General features: G+C 64.2%; 11 protein-coding genes and 1 pseudogene. 8 read left to right on the forward strand and 4 right to left on the reverse strand.

Going from position 1 to position 15,908, the window contains the following annotated elements; all coding sequences use genetic code 11:
* Positions 1-13: 13 nt before the first annotated feature.
* Positions 14-184 carry a hypothetical protein gene (locus tag ACGFK1_RS24295; protein ID WP_393435363.1) on the forward strand — a complete coding sequence of 57 codons (171 nt, stop codon included), beginning with the start codon at positions 14-16 and terminating at the stop codon, positions 182-184.
* On the opposite strand, the gene ACGFK1_RS24300 is transcribed toward ACGFK1_RS24295, so the two are convergent.
* Positions 181-4,365, reverse strand: a complete 4,185-nt coding sequence (locus ACGFK1_RS24300; RefSeq protein ID WP_393435366.1) for a hypothetical protein — start codon at positions 4,363-4,365, stop codon at positions 181-183. The two genes, ACGFK1_RS24295 and ACGFK1_RS24300, sit on opposite strands and share 4 nt — an antisense overlap.
* A 13-nt stretch (positions 4,366-4,378) precedes the next feature.
* Positions 4,379-9,544 (reverse strand): hypothetical protein, encoded by a 5,166-nt coding sequence (locus ACGFK1_RS24305; RefSeq protein ID WP_393435369.1) that lies wholly within the window; start codon positions 9,542-9,544, stop codon positions 4,379-4,381.
* A 373-nt stretch (positions 9,545-9,917) separates the two neighbouring features.
* On the opposite strand from ACGFK1_RS24305, the gene fdxA reads away from it, so the two are divergent.
* The 7 genes and pseudogenes from fdxA (at position 9,918) to ACGFK1_RS24340 (ending at position 14,496) form a co-directional block, all read left to right on the forward strand.
* Positions 9,918-10,262, forward strand: a complete 345-nt coding sequence (fdxA, locus tag ACGFK1_RS24310; RefSeq protein WP_393435371.1) for a ferredoxin — start codon at positions 9,918-9,920, stop codon at positions 10,260-10,262.
* A pseudogene (locus tag ACGFK1_RS24315) lies at positions 10,262-10,922 on the forward strand (helix-turn-helix transcriptional regulator). Before fdxA ends, ACGFK1_RS24315 begins: the two are co-directional and overlap by 1 nt.
* An 11-nt stretch (positions 10,923-10,933) precedes the next feature.
* Positions 10,934-11,125, forward strand: coding sequence for a ferredoxin (locus ACGFK1_RS24320; RefSeq protein WP_393435374.1), 192 nt, complete (start codon positions 10,934-10,936; stop codon positions 11,123-11,125).
* Between the two features lie 132 nt (positions 11,126-11,257).
* Positions 11,258-11,770 carry a hypothetical protein gene (locus tag ACGFK1_RS24325; RefSeq protein ID WP_393435377.1) on the forward strand — a complete coding sequence of 171 codons (513 nt, stop codon included), beginning with the start codon at positions 11,258-11,260 and terminating at the stop codon, positions 11,768-11,770.
* Between the two features lie 22 nt (positions 11,771-11,792).
* Positions 11,793-12,230, forward strand: coding sequence for a DUF5994 family protein (locus ACGFK1_RS24330; RefSeq protein WP_393435380.1), 438 nt, complete (start codon positions 11,793-11,795; stop codon positions 12,228-12,230).
* A gap of 682 nt (positions 12,231-12,912) precedes the next feature.
* Entirely contained in the window at positions 12,913-13,488 is a 576-nt protein-coding gene (locus ACGFK1_RS24335) for a DUF5994 family protein (protein WP_393435383.1), read from the forward strand.
* Positions 13,489-13,587: 99 nt separating this feature from the next.
* Positions 13,588-14,496, forward strand: a complete 909-nt coding sequence (locus ACGFK1_RS24340; RefSeq protein WP_393435386.1) for an esterase family protein — start codon at positions 13,588-13,590, stop codon at positions 14,494-14,496.
* A gap of 143 nt (positions 14,497-14,639) precedes the next feature.
* On the opposite strand, the gene ACGFK1_RS24345 is transcribed toward ACGFK1_RS24340, so the two are convergent.
* Together ACGFK1_RS24345 and ACGFK1_RS24350 are read right to left on the reverse strand one after the other, a co-directional pair.
* Positions 14,640-15,083 carry a hypothetical protein gene (locus tag ACGFK1_RS24345; protein WP_393435389.1) on the reverse strand — a complete coding sequence of 148 codons (444 nt, stop codon included), beginning with the start codon at positions 15,081-15,083 and terminating at the stop codon, positions 14,640-14,642.
* A 71-nt stretch (positions 15,084-15,154) separates the two neighbouring features.
* On the reverse strand, positions 15,155-15,844 hold the full coding sequence (locus ACGFK1_RS24350) for a GAF and ANTAR domain-containing protein (RefSeq protein ID WP_393435392.1): 690 nt from the start codon (positions 15,842-15,844) through the stop codon (positions 15,155-15,157).
* Between the last annotated feature and the right edge of the window lie 64 nt (positions 15,845-15,908).

Here is a 15,908-nt window from a genome sequence, read left to right on the forward strand (position 1 = left end):
AAATCTGCTACCCGTGTCCATGTCGCTGACGCAACGGGGCGACAAGCACCTGCAGGAAAGACCGCGGCCGGTGGCGTTCCACGACGCCGAGACCGGGGCACGGTTGGCCGTGCAGGTCGTCGCGGCTGACGACGCATCGCCGACGCGGTCTGCCGACGTCGCGGTCCGGCGCCCGAAGCGCTAACAGGCCGGCGGGACCGGGGTCAGCGGCGATGTGCGCAGCAGCCGTTGATGACCGAGACGATCGCTGAGCGGGCTCGGACGGCGTTCGACGTCCAGGCTCCGGAGCGCCGCGTCTTTTACACCGAGGTGGAACGTCTGCGGATCGTAGATCCTTGACACCATCGAGGCCGCAGCGGCGATGCGGGCCTCGTCCAGATGCGACACATGCTCGTAGATGTTGGTGATCTGCGGCAGCGTCTCGACGACGAGGACGCTCAGCGGCGATGTGACCTGTAGGCCAACGCTTTTCAAGAGGGCGTGTACCTCCTTCTGCGTCCAGACGACGGTGCCGTAGCGGGTGGCGTCCTTGTTCTTCGTCTCGTAGTCGACCAGCTTGAGCTTGTTCGCACTGATGCCGCCATCAGCGGCGTACTTGACCGATTGCGAGGCGACCTTGGTCAGGACATCGCGCTGGACCTCCGTGTAGCGGCCGACGATGTCTACGTCCGGCTCGCGCTCGACGGTGACCCGCCAGTCCAGTCGCCTGTCACCGAGCAGGATGTTGCGGAAGTCCTTGTTGTCAGCCTGTTTCACCTGCGCGTACAGCAGCGCCCACAGTTCCGTGCGCGGCGGATCGGCGGTGACGTTGCGGCCGTCATGCACCGCGACGGCATACGGCGCCGTCACCCACACCTTCGCCCTGTCCCGGTTGGCCATGCACATCAGTGTCGGCGCGGGATGCTGAATCCCCGTCGCGCGCAGGCGTCTTCCGAACCTGCCCGGCGCAGTGCACCACACCATCGTGCCGTCGTCGGGATGCCGGTAGTGCCCGACGCGCAACTCGTAGGTGAAGAAGCCGAACATCTCGTCGGCCTCGGCGTGCAGGCCCGGCGGAACCGGCATGAGGTAGTGCCGATCGCTCGTCGTGCTCTTGGTCATCGGCTGCATAGCATCCAATCCCGCCGCATCATGGGTGGGGTTGGGCTGGACGACCCGGATGTACTCGGGATCGATCGGCAGCACGGGCTCCTCAGGTGCCCGCAGCAGTTCGGGATGGTTGTTGGACAGCAGCTGGTCCGGGGCGACGGCGAGGACTCGCGCGAAGTACGTGTCCTGCGGATCTTTGATCGGCTCGGTGAACTCGATCCACAGATACCGTTGGCGCACGCGGGTTTCGGAGTAGTCCGGACTGCGCCAGTAGGGCGACAGCGCCAGTCCGGCCGACGCGATCTTGGGCACCTGCGTGGGTGGTGTGGTGATGGGCAGTTCGAGGTCGAGCGCTACAGCGTCGTCGTGATCGTCGCCGTGGTCGGGCTTGAACTGGGTTTCGACGGTGTAGTCGAGTTCGATGGTGTCGGGGATTCCGGGCTCGTCGGCATCGGCGGGTTTGGGTTTCTTCGGTTCGACGGCATCGAGGAACACGATGCGCCACGAATCGCGGTGGGGATTCTCCAGTGCCTCGAATGACGCGGTATGCACCACCGAGACATCGCCGACGATGACGTCGGTCTCCGCAGCGGCGGCGTCGTGGGTGAACTTCTTCGTCCGGCGGACGATGAAGCTGCGGTTGGCCACCGCGTCCCACATCCAGTCCCGGTTGACGTCGAAGCTGAGCGCGACGATCCAGTGGTTGATCAGATCGCCCTTAGAGGAGAACGTGATCGACGACCCGTCGGGTGCCAGCGTGTGGCGGATCGCGCTGGTGCATCCGAAGACGACGCGTTGTCCTTTGGCGCCATTGAGGGTCAAGCCGGCCGACCGCATGCCGATCTGCCCGGCGAGTTGCGCGACGTTGTCCCGCTGGACGGTTTCGGCACTGCCGAGCAGCATGGTCGTGAGCTTGCCGTCGGTCGCGGTGACAAGGTCGGGCTGCAGGTAGATACCTTGAATTCGAGGGGCGTCTGCGGGGTCGAACAGCAGCTCGGTCTCGTCGGTGGACGGCTTGTGGGCCAGCAGTTGCACCGTTTCACCGAAGCGGTTGTCGAGCAACGGATTGTCGTTGTCGATGACGCCGTAGTAATCCTTGTTCTCGTCCTTGTCCTCGGCGAGGGCGCGCAGTGTCAGCCGCACGGTGCGTGCGGTCGGCAGAACGATCTCGTCGAGGTCGTCGATGTCGCCGTCGAGGCCGAGATCTGTCTGCAGATCCATGTCCTCGCCGGTGCGTAGGACGTGGACGTCGTGGTAGTGGATCGGAACGGTCAGCGTGGCTTCGTAGCCGTCGTCATCGGCGACGGCAGGAAATGGCCGCGTCGTCCGGTACAGGAATACATAGTCTTCACGACCCGAGACGCTGTCGAGCTTGTCGAGTTTGACGCTGGCAACTTCGACGGTGATCTCGATGCGGTCGACGTCGGGGTCGGCGATGCCGAGCCCCTCGTGGTGCTCGGGATCGCTGTCGGGGTCTGCAGCGGTGTCCGACGCATTCTTCAGCCGATCGACCGGATCGCTGTATTTTCCGGTGAACACGACGGCGGGGTAACCGAGCTTGGGGCGACGCAGTGTGAGCTCCTTGATGGCGGTCGGGGAGTCCGAGTTGGCGACATCGTCGTCGGCGCCGATTTGGGTCTGAGCGATGCGGGGCTGGTTGGGCGAGATATAGCGCCGGAACCTCTTCCTCGCCTTGTAGGACAGTGTCTCGTCGATCGGCGAGCGGCTGCGGTCGGGCACTCCCCCGCTGAGGTCCATCATGCGGACGCGGAACTCGAAGTCCCCGCCGTAGCGCAGTTCGGTCTGGATCGGGCGCGGCCAGTAGATGTCGTTGAGTTTGTTGGGGGCACCGCCTTTGGCCGCGCCGGTGCCCGTGTTGTCTGCGGGGTTCAGCGGATCTTCTTTCACATTGCCGTCGTTGGTGCGGTAGATATCCGCCGCATCCTGGTCGGGCAGCACCATGCTGTGCCCGTTCCAGTTCGCGAAATACATTGGCAGCCAATAGGGTCCGTTCTTGCGGCCGTCGACGAGCACCGGATACACCTGATAGGGCAATTCGCCGTCGAAATTGCCGAGCAGCACCGCATCGCCGGTCGCCGGATTGGCCACCGTCAGCGGTACACGGCTCACCACGCGGTTGAGCGACTCCCACTGCACGGCCCCCGCACGTCTGACGTCCACGGCAAACCCATGAACGCCCAGAGGCGCGTCGATGCGACCGCCGAGGCTCGGGTCATCGAGCAGCTGACGAATGTAGCGTTCGGTGATCTCTTCGTCGTCCCACCCGAGACTGAACCCGACGTCCTTGACGGGATAGTTGCCGTCGGCGTGCTCCTCGAGCATGTCGCGGTTGACGGGCTGGCGGCAGTGCACGATCTTCGCGAAGCCGTCGTCGTAGTCGGCTGCTTCGACGAAGAGCCTGTCGTAGCCCTTCGGAGTGAGGTCGGGGTCGCCCGGCGTGGCCTTGTACCGCACGGGAAATTGCACAGCGGCGAAGACCTGCCGTGGCTCCCCGGGAACAAGCCGCGGTATTCGTGCGGCGTAGCGCTGGATGAAGCGATGGTCGGCGTCGAGTTGTTCGCGGTAGTCGCTGTCGGGTGAGAGATCGACGTAAAGCCAACCGCCGTCGGGGAAGTGGTCGGCCTGCACGGTGAAGCTGCTCTCGTAGATCATTCCGGCCTTGGTGGCGATGAACGGCTGGCGCATCAGGTAGGCGAACACCTGGCCCCAACTGACCGCGTTGCCGTCGCGCGTGAAGGTCGGGTCCTTCTGGCCGTCGCGGATCGCGCAATGGTAGCTGTCGTCAGTCACCATGTTCGCGTTGCGCGGACGGGTGAAGTTGAACGCTTCGCGGTAGGTGCGCGGGAGGTACTTCTTGACGGTCATGTCGAGCGGCTTAGGGTCGGGCGGCTTGGAGTCCTTGCTGAGCGACGCGAGATCGACGTTTCTGTTCGTGTAGTCGAGGTTCGTGATCTGGAGCTGGGCGGCGAGTGCCTGGAAAACCGCGCGGGGATCGTCGGGCTCATCGACGGGCAGCGGGACGCCGGTGATGGGCGCGTAGTTGTGCGGGAAGACCGACACGTCGTCGAAAATGGCTGCGGTGAAGTTGAATTCGGCGTCAGCGAACGCGGGTGCGTCGGGGATGGCGGCTTCGGCGCTGATTGCGCCCTTCAGCGGGTTCTGGTCGCGCGGAAGCACGACGATGTTGACGTTTAGCTCGGATCCGTCGAAGTACTGAGGAAAGGTCAGTATCGAGAATCGCTGATTCGGTTCCATGGTCACTCCCCCTCTACGCGATCTGTCGCTGTTCGCTCCACGACGTCGAGAAGCTGATGTCAATCACCAGGAAGATGCTGATGTCGAGGCCGAACGTCACCTCACATGCGAGGTCCGTGCGGCCGCTGCCGATCGCCTTGCGCGACACCGTGCCTTTCGCCTCGATCGTGATGGTGACCCCGACGATGCCGCCCAGCAGTTCGGCGTGCCCCTCGAAGCGCAGGAACGCGGTCAGGTCCAATTGGTTGCTCGCGGCGAATATCTCGACGCCGACCATGTAGAGAACGCTGACGTTGCCGACCACTGGAAGGCCGACCACGATCTGAGCGCCGAAGCCGAACTTCATTCGCAGCGACGGCCCGGCCTTCGTGTCGGCGGCGATGTCGAGGTTGACCTGGCCGATGGCGTAGATCGTCGCGGCCTCCAGCGATACGCACATTACGGACAGGCGGCCGTAGAAGCCCATGAGCCCGCCGGCCGTCGGCAGAAGTTGTTTGGCGTCGATGCTGCTCGGAACCTGCAGCGCCGCATTGAAATAGGCACCGATCTTCATTCCCGCCTCGAGCTTGAGTGGGCAGTTCGGGGCGTTATAGAGGATGTCGGTCGGCGGGAAGCGCAGGACGGGAATCTCCTTGGACGCCTCGAACTTGTACTCCCACGAGCCGGCCTTATTGCTCATCGCGAGCTTGAGACCGCTGGCGACCGCGGCGGCATAGTCGCCACCGTGCAGCTGGGCGAGGATCTGGAGGATCTCGATGACGGGCTCGAGCTCCGGCGCGAACTCCATTTTCGGCTGCGGATAGCTGGCCTCGGATCCCTTCTTCGAATCCCATCGGCCGCTGATGGTCATCAGGGCATCGATGCCCGCGAGGTCGACGACCAGCGCGATGCCCTCCATGTTGCTCTTCCACGTGTCGGCGATGTTCGCCGCCGCGGAGTCGACGTCGTAGTCCAGCGCTCCGGGGATGCTCTTCGGCTTGTACTGGATGTAAATGCGGAAGTTGCCGTCGCCCAGGTCGATGAGATCGAACTCTGTGGGAAGCGGGAAGGTCGAAATCTGTTTGAGCAATTTGTAGCCGGCCTGTGCGGCGTTCTCGGCAGCCGAGGTGACGTCCATCAACTGCCAGACGTCCGCGCCGCCGTCCTTCAGGGCGCCCTTGGCGAAGGCTCCCGCATTCGATGTCAGCGAGATCGCGTCACCGATCGCGGTCTGCGCATCACCGACGTTGGGGAAGATGGCTTTGGAATTGACGATTCGGAAGGCGTCGACGAACAGTGGCGGCGACTTGCTGAACATCTTCTCGAGTCCGTGCTGGAACGCCGGGGTGAGGAAAAGTGCCTTCTGGGTGTCCATGCTCTGCAGGAAGCCGTAGTTCACGGTGCTTGCCACGGGTGCGCGCAGCAGCTCGAAGGGGTCGGCAATGCGGACCAGGGCGTCCTCGGCGGGTGTGTCGAGCTTCTGCCCGTCGCCGTCTTTGACGAGCTTGCCGACCCGGATGACGGGGACACTGAGGTCCGACGGAACGGGTGTGACGTTGCCGCTGCCACGTTCGTGTTTGACCATGGACCAGGCGCCGTCTTTGGGCAGCAGGACGTTTCCGCGGCCGGCGACGGCGAATTCCACGTCAGATCCGTTGGCGCCGAATGAATTGTTGAAATCGAACCGGTTCAGCCGAATCTTCTGACCGGACGCAGCCAGGCTCGCGACGCAGTCGATGGAGCCGCCGATCGAGCCGAGCTGGACGGTCACGAGGTTGCGAAGCGTATCGACCGCGATCGGGATACCACGGGGTGCCAGCTGCACGTATCCGAGAATTTTTCTCGATGCCACCACGTTGCGGTCGACGCCGCTGATCTTCTTCTTGGTGAAACCGGAGACGGTCTCTTCGACCTCGATATCGGCGTCGAAGTACACGGGCTGCAGCTCGTATTCCAGACTGAGGCCGGACTTTTCGACGAAGATGCCACTGCCCTCGACCTCGCCGAGCGCGGGCATCGACCCTTTTTCCACCGCGATGTCCGGGGTTTCGACGATGTTCGCGACGTTGAACAGCCCTTTAACGACGCCAGGATGAATGGCGAACGGGGACGGCTTCTCTTCCTTGATGACGTTGCCGTCGCCGTCCAGCACGTTGACGAAGTAGCGGAAGTCGAACTCGCCGTTGGACTCCGCTTTCCAGCCTGAGTCGTGGCGGTACACGTAACCGCTGCCGACCCGGAACATGGTGATGGTGCGGACCACCTTGATGCCCCACGGATAGATGATGCTCTTCACCTGAATGATCTCATGGGCACATCGTCCGACGAACACGTCGAATTTCGCCTGGCTGGTCTGGGCGAAGGCGGCCTTGGGGTTCAGCCAGTTGCTGAACGCGCTGGCGCCGTATCCGCTGAGGTCGATGCGTTCCAGCGGCACACCGCGCTCGCGGACAAGCTGATTGGTGGGCTCGAAGAACTCGTTGTTGTAGATCATCGTCACCGACCGGCCCAGCGTGCTGTCGCCGTCGCCCGCGCCGGTATAGTCGAGCACATTGTTGAGCTGCATGGTGCTGCCGACGAACATGTCGCTCTCGCCGGGAATGACGGCCTCTCCCCCGTCGACCCGCAGCTGCAGTGCACCTTTGAGCTCGTTGCCGAAGTCTTCGGAGTTCTTGGAGAGCCGAGTGCCCTGCCGCGGCCGCACGTTGGGGTAGTTGTGAGACAGCAGGGCCAGGGTTTTCATCCCGAATGGCAGGGTCATGAATGCGAGTGCGGCGAATGTCTCTGAGTGGTCTTCGAATCCGCCCAAGAGGTGGTCGGTGACGGGCAGCGGCGCGAGGGCGATGGTGTCATCGCTGTTGTTGATGATCTGCGTCGGCCCGCCGTCGTCGGGATAGTAGTTGAAGCCCATCGGCGGGTCGCCGCCATTGGGGAGGTCGGGCTTGGTGAGGTTGATGAGTGGCTCCCAGGAGATCTGCGGCACCGTGAAGACACGCACGTTGCGGCCGGCGCTCACCACGTCCATGCCGTCGGCCTGAATCGGGAAACCCGGGTCCGCCGCTGCCACAGGAACATGCGTGACTCTCGACGTGGTTCGTCCACCGAGAATCGCGAAGCTGACGCCCATCAAATCGGCGTTGGTGCTGACGTCGAGTAGCGAGAACAAGCTTTGGCTGATCTGGCCGGTCCTCTGGTCCCACTGGGCGACGTAGTCGGGCAGTGGAGGGTTGATCTGCCGAGGATTGACGGCGGCTGCGGCGGTTTGCGGTTGTACCGCAAAGGCATTGGCGACGACACCGCTTATCGGTATCTCCTGGTGCGTGTCGTCGGCAGCCTCGCCTTCGTCGTCGGTGAACGAAACGCCGCCGAACTGGTTGGCCAGGGGCGCGAAGTGGAACGAGACGCCGACATCGTTGATCTCCTCGACCGGCGGTTGCCAGCGCACACGGGCGACGAGCCACGCCTGCAGGGGCGTCGACGCGAGCGCGCGGACAGTGGTACCGGTCGGTCGGCGCAGCTGACTGAGGTTGGCGGCGTAGGGGTCGGGCAGCGTCGGCAGGTAGGTGTACAGGCCGAATGTCAGGAACAGCAAACCGTTCTCGACCGTCGCATAGTCCTCTGACAGCATACCGAACAGCAGGCAGCCGTTGGCTTGGGACACCTTGAACAGCGCGTTGGTCAGCGCGATCGCCATGGTGTCGGTGGCGCCCGAGTCCTGGAGAAGGTTGTCGTCGTAGAGGTAGAACAGGCGCTGGGTGTCGGTGGCGGACACCATCAGCGTCGAGTGCTTCGAGCGCACGCGCGGCGGCTCGCCGTCAGCCGCGACGGGGCGGTCGAGCTTGAAGTCGGCGTCGGCGACGCAGGTGAAGATCTCCGTGCCGAGGGAGGCGGACACGTAGGCGTATGTCATCGGCGCGGAGAACGTGACGTCGACGGTGGTGCCATAGGCGTTGAGCGCGTCGCGCCAGAGGTTGAAGCGCTGACGCAGCTGAGGTCCGCCGCTGGTGGCGTCGGAGACGGTGATCTGGCCGGGGCTCAGCAGAAAAGCGGGCTGCGCCAACCGAAGTGGCGCACTTCGTAGATTGGCCCAGCGATCGGTGATGCCGTCGCCGGTCTGAACCATCATGCCACCGCTGCCCTGCGCCTCAGGTGGGTGGGCGACGTCGATGGTCGCGACGGGCAGCGCCCAGCCTGCGCGGTGGATGTCGGCGGCGCCTTCGAAACCGTGGAACGGCGAATCGCAGTCGACGATGTCGAGGCGGGATTGGGAGACGCGGTAGGGGATGACGATGCGTTTAAGTCCGGCATCGTAAGCGGGCTGGGCGTTGGAGTTCCAGGTGAAGTCGATGTGCTGGCCGTAGAGATCCCAGACGGCGGCGGTGATCTCGTCGATCGTCCGGCCGGCCCCGGAGAAGTGGAAGACGAAGCGGCGCGGCGTACGCACGGTAGCGGTGCGGGCGTCGACACCGTAGTCGGTGGGATGGTCCGGCTCGGACGCGGTGACCGCGGATAGCTCGAGTTCGACGGTGACCCTCGTCGCGGACGACACGGTGAGGACGCCGTCGTGCACTTGCGGGGTGGTGTTGAGGCTGATGCGGCCGCCGTCGATCGCGAGGCCGACGTAGCTGTTCGGCGGTGCGCCGGGCGTCAGCACGGTGCTGAGGATCCAGAAGCTGCCGCGACTCAGTTCGTAGCGGCCGCGGTCGACGATCAGGCCGATGCGGCGTTCGGACTTGAACAGGAGCACCGGCTTGGCGATGCCTTGGACGTAGAGCGCGGTGAAGGTGACGATCGGATAGAAGTCGAACCAGAACTGGCGGCCGTCCTTGTTGACGAAAGGACCGATGGTCTCGCTGATCTTGGCGCCGGTTGCCCAGTCGGGGACCGAGGCGCCGAGAAGCGGGTCGAGAAGAGGAACTTCGCGGACGAACACCCGTTGGCTGGGGGGCTCGGTGGCGTCGTCGAGGCGGGTGGCGAGGTTGTCGAGAGTCTCCCGGCGGTGAAGCGGAATGTGGTCGACGGAAAACAGGTCCGTGCGGGCGATGGAGAAGTCGGTGGTCGCGTCGACGCTGTCGTCCCCGGGAGGGGATGCAGAAAGCGACTCCGTCAGCCGCTCGAATTGGCGTTGCTGCTCGGGGGTTTCGATGACGAGGTGGCCGGCGAGTTGTTGCAAGGTCGAGGTGAGGCGCTGCTTGTCCATGGACCCGCCTGTCGTGAAGTAGGATGTCGCGCGTGTGGGAGCCTACGTTTTCACAACCGTCGATTTCGCTAATTGGACAATGTTGTCGAAGCAGAATCGCGCCTGACCAACGATTGTCGCCGCCGCTTAGCAGCGCGTGTGTGCGCGCAGGACGGATTTAGCGCCGGGGGCCATTCTGGCCTCAGCCCGCTTAACCGCGGCGAGCAGGCGCTCACTGAGAACCAGGCATTCCCGCTCCGCCACGCGGCCGTCGAGAGAATATCCGAGTGCCGCAGGTTCGAAATCCTGCCGGGGGCACTTTTTATGCAGTCAGACCGCCGAGGCCGGCTTTTCGCACTATTTTTACAAGTGATATTTGGAGTAATGTCGGGGCATGACGTATGTGATCGGACAGCCCTGCGTAGACATCAAGGACCGGGCCTGCGTCGACGAGTGCCCGGTCGACTGCATCTACGAGGGCGCACGGATGCTCTACATCCACCCCGACGAGTGTGTCGACTGCGGCGCCTGCGAGCCGGTATGCCCGGTCGAGGCGATCTATTACGAAGACGATGTGCCCGAACCGCTGCGGCCCTACATCGATGAGAACGTCAAGTTCTTCACCGACACACTGCCCGGGCAGACTGCCCCCCTCGGGTCACCCGGAGGAGCGGCGAAACTCGGGGTCGTCGATGCCGACACCCCGATAGTGGCGGCACTCCCGCCGCAGGGCGACTGATGGTGGGCGCCCCGGGACGCCGAGACGTCATCTTGCAGTTGTTGCGGGCATCGGCGCAGCCGCGCAGCATCGCCGGCGTCGCCGACGAACTAGGGGTGCATCCGAACACGGTTCGGTTTCACCTCGAGGCGCTGTTGCGCGCGGGCCGGGTCGACCAAGTCCTTGGCGAGTCCGCCGGTCCCGGCCGGCCCCCGCTTCTGTTTCGCGCCAGCCGCCGGATGGATCCCTCGGGGCCGACGAACTACCGGCTACTGGCAGGCATTCTGACCGGCTATGTGGCCGACCGTCCCGACGCTGCCCGCGTCGCCGTTCAGTTGGGCCGCACGACGAGCCCCGCGCTGGTCGAGGCCTCCGGCCGCCGCCAGCCGCCGTCGAAAACTCGCTCAGTCGCCAAACTGGTGGACTTGTTGGCGGAGTTGGGTTTTGCGCCCGAGCCCGCCGACGACCGGCGCGCGCCCGAGATCCGGTTGCGGCACTGCCCGTTTCAGAACCTGGCCGAAGAGCACAGCAACGTGGTGTTCTGTGCACCTCGGCCTGATGCAGGGCGCACTCAGCGCGATGCGGGCACCGGTCACCGTGGATCGTCTCGATCCGTTCGTCGAACCCGACTTGTGCGTGGCGCGCCTGGCGGACGCACCGTCTCGAACCGGTACCGGGTAGAAGGAGATCGCATGCGCGTAGTTGTGGACCGAGATCGCTGTGAAGGCAATGCCCTTTGCGTGAAGTTTGCGCCCGCGGTGTTCCAACTCGACGACAACGAGTACGCCATGGTCACCGTCGACCCCGTCCCCGCCGACCAGGAGGCGTTCGCCGAGCGGGCGATCGCCGAATGCCCGCGAGCGGCCTTGTCGCGCAAGGAATAAGCCGCCGCTGTCGAATCACGACAAAGCGCGGCGGCGTCGTTGTTCGGCGCGGGCAAGCAGACGGCCGCGACTCCCGGTAATCATGGGTTGAAGCGCCTGAGACAGAAAGCACCTTGACGAGTAGAGATTTCGATGACCGTCCCACGTCCGCATGACCGCCCGCTCAATACCCACGCGAGGCTCGACGATGCGCTGGAAACATATACAGTGGGCTTACCGCGGTGGCGCGTCCTCGCACTATTCCGCCGTAATCCGCTGGTACGTGCCAGCGATCGGGTCGAGGCACTGGTGATCGCGCTGACCGTGCTGGTGTCGGTGTTGGCCATCCCGATCGCCGCCGCGATCGGCACCGCCGTTCACGACTCGAGACGCGACGTCTATGCCCAGCAGCACGATGCTCGACACCTTGTCACCGCGACGGTCGCCGCACAGTCAGCTGTCGAACCTGATGAACCGACCCCAACGAGCCGCGCGGGGCTGGAAGCGGCGACGGCGGCGCTGTTCATGTGGGCGGGCGTCACCGCCACCGCGGCGGTCCTGCTGGCAGGCACAAGGGCAGTGTGTGACCGCATCCGCGAAAATAGCTGGCAGCACACCATCGACAACCTGCTCGGCCGCGGCAGCACAAATCCACGCCAGCCCTGAATGAGCACGGGAGAACATGTCTATGTCCGCACCTCCGTTGACCTTCGAGATGTCCGAATCCCGCCGATGGACGATCGAACATCCGCGTCTGCGGCTGAAGCCCGCCCACCGCTCAGCAGGCGTCGTGCAGGGTGGTTGGTGGCCGCTGACCGACCAGCTGTATATCGAACTTCGGCACCTGCTGGCGGCCTTGTCGTCGCGGGCGGGGGTGATCGAGCGGGTGACTTACGACGAGAGCCGTTGGGCCGCAGCATCATTGCGGATGGAATTTCGCGGCCATAGCGTGATTCTCGAGCCCAGCGACGCCTCACCGAACACGCTGACCGTCGCCGGCAAGAAGTTCGGGACGTTGACTTTGCTTGTGGTTCCTCCCGACACCGACCCGATGGCCGCATACGCCGCGGTGCTGGCGGCGGCCGATCCTGACAATGCGTCCAGCGTTGAGCAATTGCTGGAATGATCGAGCAAACCGGCCGTCCGGTCAGCGCTTGCGTTTGCGCGGTGTCGACTCTATGATCTTGGCGCGCTTGGCCGCTCGCCGTTCTTTGATGGACAGCGCAGGTTTTCGAAGATCTTTACCCGGAGTCTTGTCAGCCATTGTCGCTCCTTTGTACGAAGTGGCAATCACCTGCCTCGACCATACGCGAGCAAAAATAAAATTCCACCCGCTGGCGGCTTTGTCGGATCGCCACAACCGGGTGTCGCCTGCTTGTCGGATTTCCGCAAGCAGTTCGCGGGCTCGGCCCGCACCATTGAGGTAACGAGCGACCGTCGCCACGCGGGCGTCGTCGGGTTACCGACCGCGACCGCCACGGTCCACAGCGCCCGTGAACCCCCATCACGGGCGCCTGACAACCACGCCTCAACGAAAGGATGTATTCGGAAATGACTGGTACGGAATGTCTTTGGATGACGCGCGAAGCCCACTCGCGGCTGCAGGCCGAATAACGAGGCCGGTGACGGCATCACCGACTGCTGAGAGGAATGTCCCGTGTGTCCAACACCACCCACGGTGGGCACACTCATCACCCAGCTCGCCAAGGCCCACCGACGCATCCGCGAATTGGAAGCTCAGAACAGAGCCCTGCAACCGCCGAGACACGAACCCACAGAACCCATCACACAACAACGGAAGGCAGCAGATGTTGACGATCTCTGAGAAGATCACCGGCGCACCGGCGCACCGGCCGGTTGGAACGCTGCGATTACGGTTGAAGCCCGCACACAGGTCATGTGGCTTTGTCCAAGGTGCCTGGTGGCCACGCTCAACTGAGCTCGGCAGCGAACTTCCCTCGCTTCTGGCGGCACTGTCCTTACGGGTTGGCCCGATCGACAGCGTGCTCTACCACGAAAGCAACTGGTCTGCAGCGCCCTTGAGCATCAAACACCAAGGCGATCAGGTGATCCTTGGGGCACACCAAGAGTGGCCGAACGTCGTCTCACTGTTCGGGCCGCGCTTCGGGCGCCTCGACCTGCTGGTGGTGCCCCCGTACACCGACGCCACCCACGCCTACAACGTGGTGACGACCGCAGCCCGCGTGGACGACGCATCCACACCCGACCAACTACTCGGAATCACCCGCCGCGGCGACGATCGCCTGCTGTCTCCCGTCGCACTCGAACGATGGGAATCCGAAGGAGGCGCGGTGACCGTCGAACCTGTGAGTCGACTGGCCATCGGCTGCGGTATGGCACAGAACTCGCCGCGAGCCGAATGAGACAGCGCCTGCTCGGCGTTCACCTGTGGTGTGAAGAGACGGCAATGGCGAACGAGGATCAATGGGAAGCGGCTGAGCACCGCCGCACTGACTGCATCGATGATCTGGGCAGCAGTCTGCGTCATCGGAAGCGTCGGGACCGCATCCGCGTTTTCCCGCCCCGGCCTTCCCGTCGAGTATCTCATGGTGCCGTCACAATCCATGGGACGCGACATCAAGGTGCAGTTCCAGGGTGGCGGCTCGCACGCCGTCTATCTGCTCGACGGTCTTCGCGCGCAGGACGATTACAACGGGTGGGACATCAACACCACCGCGTTTGAATGGTTCAACGGGTCGGGCCTTTCGGTGGTGATGCCGGTCGGCGGAGAGTCCAGCTTCTACTCCGACTGGTATCAGCCGGCCATCGGCAACGGCACGACGCAGACCTACAGGTGGGAAACGTTCCTGACCCAGGAACTGCCGGCCTGGCTTTCGGCCAACAAGGGCGTCAGCGCGAACGGCAACGCCGCGGTCGGGCTGTCGATGTCGGGATCGGCGTCGCTGATCCTGGCCGCATATCATCCGCAGAACTTCGTCTATGCGGGCTCGTTGTCAGGCTTCCTGCATCTGTCCGACGGAATCTGGCCCACGCTGGTGGGTTTTGCGATGAACGACGCCGGCGGCTTCAAGGCGGACGCGATGTGGGGGCCGGGTAGCGATCCGGCCTGGGCCCGCAACGACCCCACCGTTCAGGTGGGCAAGCTCGTCGCCAACCACACCCGATTGTGGATCTACGCGGGCAATGGGACACCGTCCGACCTCGGCGGCGCCAACGTGCCCGCGGAGTTCCTGGAGAACATGCTGCACCAGAGCAACCTCGACTTCATGAACGACTACCAGGCGGCCGGCGGAAACAACGCGACGTTCAACTTCCCCGAGAACGGCACCCACGACTGGCCGTACTGGGGCGCTCAACTGCAAGCCATGAAGCCCGACCTGCAGCGCGTGCTCGGCGCCAGCGGCACATAGTTGAGTACGGCGCACGCCTTCGACCCACAACCCGACCCGCCGAGCAATCCGCGAGTCACGTCGGTGAATCCGCAGAAGTCGTCTTGCGATGGCAGTGTCCGGATCGGCGACACCAGCGTTTCCGTCGGTACCCAGACCAGGGGTTAGCCCAGCGCGGCGGGGTCCGCGGAGACGTAGCACCGCCTGGTGTTCGTCATGATCAGCACCCCGTCGACGGTTGCCTGGTCGATGTCGGGAAACTCGAACAACCGCAACTCGCCATGGGTCAGCACCGCTCGTTGTGATTGATCATTGCCCGCTTTCGTTCGCACCAGCACGGTCACGGCCGCGCTGTCGTCGCTCCAATGGGTGACCAGAATGCCCGCACCAAACGGGTCCTTTCCCCAGGCGTCCGCGACGGGGCACGGCGGGTCGCCGTCGGCATTCGGTGGTAGCGCGACTGGTGCGGCCACAGGCGCCGTAACCGCGATGGGAGCAGGTGCCGGCGTCTGGACAGGGGCTATCGGCGTGGACTGCGGCGACAGATTGCATGCCGCCGCCGCGACGGCAGCGGCGCCGCCGACGAACGCAGATATCCAGACGTGCACAAGGTCCCCCTCGTATCCGTCCCCGACACGAAGTCAATTACCCCTTTACGTGCGCGTCAATCTTCTGCGCGCTATTTATCGCCCCGCGTTTCGATGACCCGCTGCGCGACGTCGACCAGCCTGGTGTTGCTGTCCTGCGACAGCCTGCGCAGCATCTCGAACGCCTGCACATCGTCGACGCTAAACCGCTCCATGATGATGCCCTTGGCCTGGCCGATGCGGTCTCTTGTCGACAGCGCCGATTCCAGTTGCTCGCCGTGGCGGCTGGCCAGTATGGCTGCCGCGGCATGGGCGGCGAGCACCACGCCGGTGGTCTCGTCCTGGGCGTCGAATGCCTTGGGCTTGAACGCGAACAGGTTCAGCGCGCCCGCTGTCCGCTCGGCGGTATACAGCTTGATGGACAACCCGCTCAGCACGCCTATCTCCACCACCGCGGGCGAATACTGGGGCCAGCGACCCTCGTCGCGAAAATCATCGGTGCGCACGATGACCTCGTCGAGCGCCGCCTGGACACACGGCCCCTCGTCGAACTTCATCTGCAGGTCATCCAATTGATGTGGCAGGTCGTCGGTGCCGGCCAATGACTCGAATTTGCCGCCCCTGCCGATTAGCAGCACACCCGCGGAATCGGTGCCGGGGATCAACTCCTTCGCCGCAGTCGTCACGCCCGAGAGGACGTCGTTGACACTGCGCGGGGCTGCTGAGCTGCGGGCCAACTCCGCCATCCGCGCCGCCAGATCGAAGTTCCGCGGCTTCGTCATCCCTATGGGCTTCCCGTTGTCCGTCTGCCCTACGCATCGGGGTTTGTCATTCGCCTCAGTGGGC

The organism is Mycobacterium sp. NPDC048908, assembly GCF_043197955.1.
GTDB lineage: Bacteria > Actinomycetota > Actinomycetes > Mycobacteriales > Mycobacteriaceae > Mycobacterium.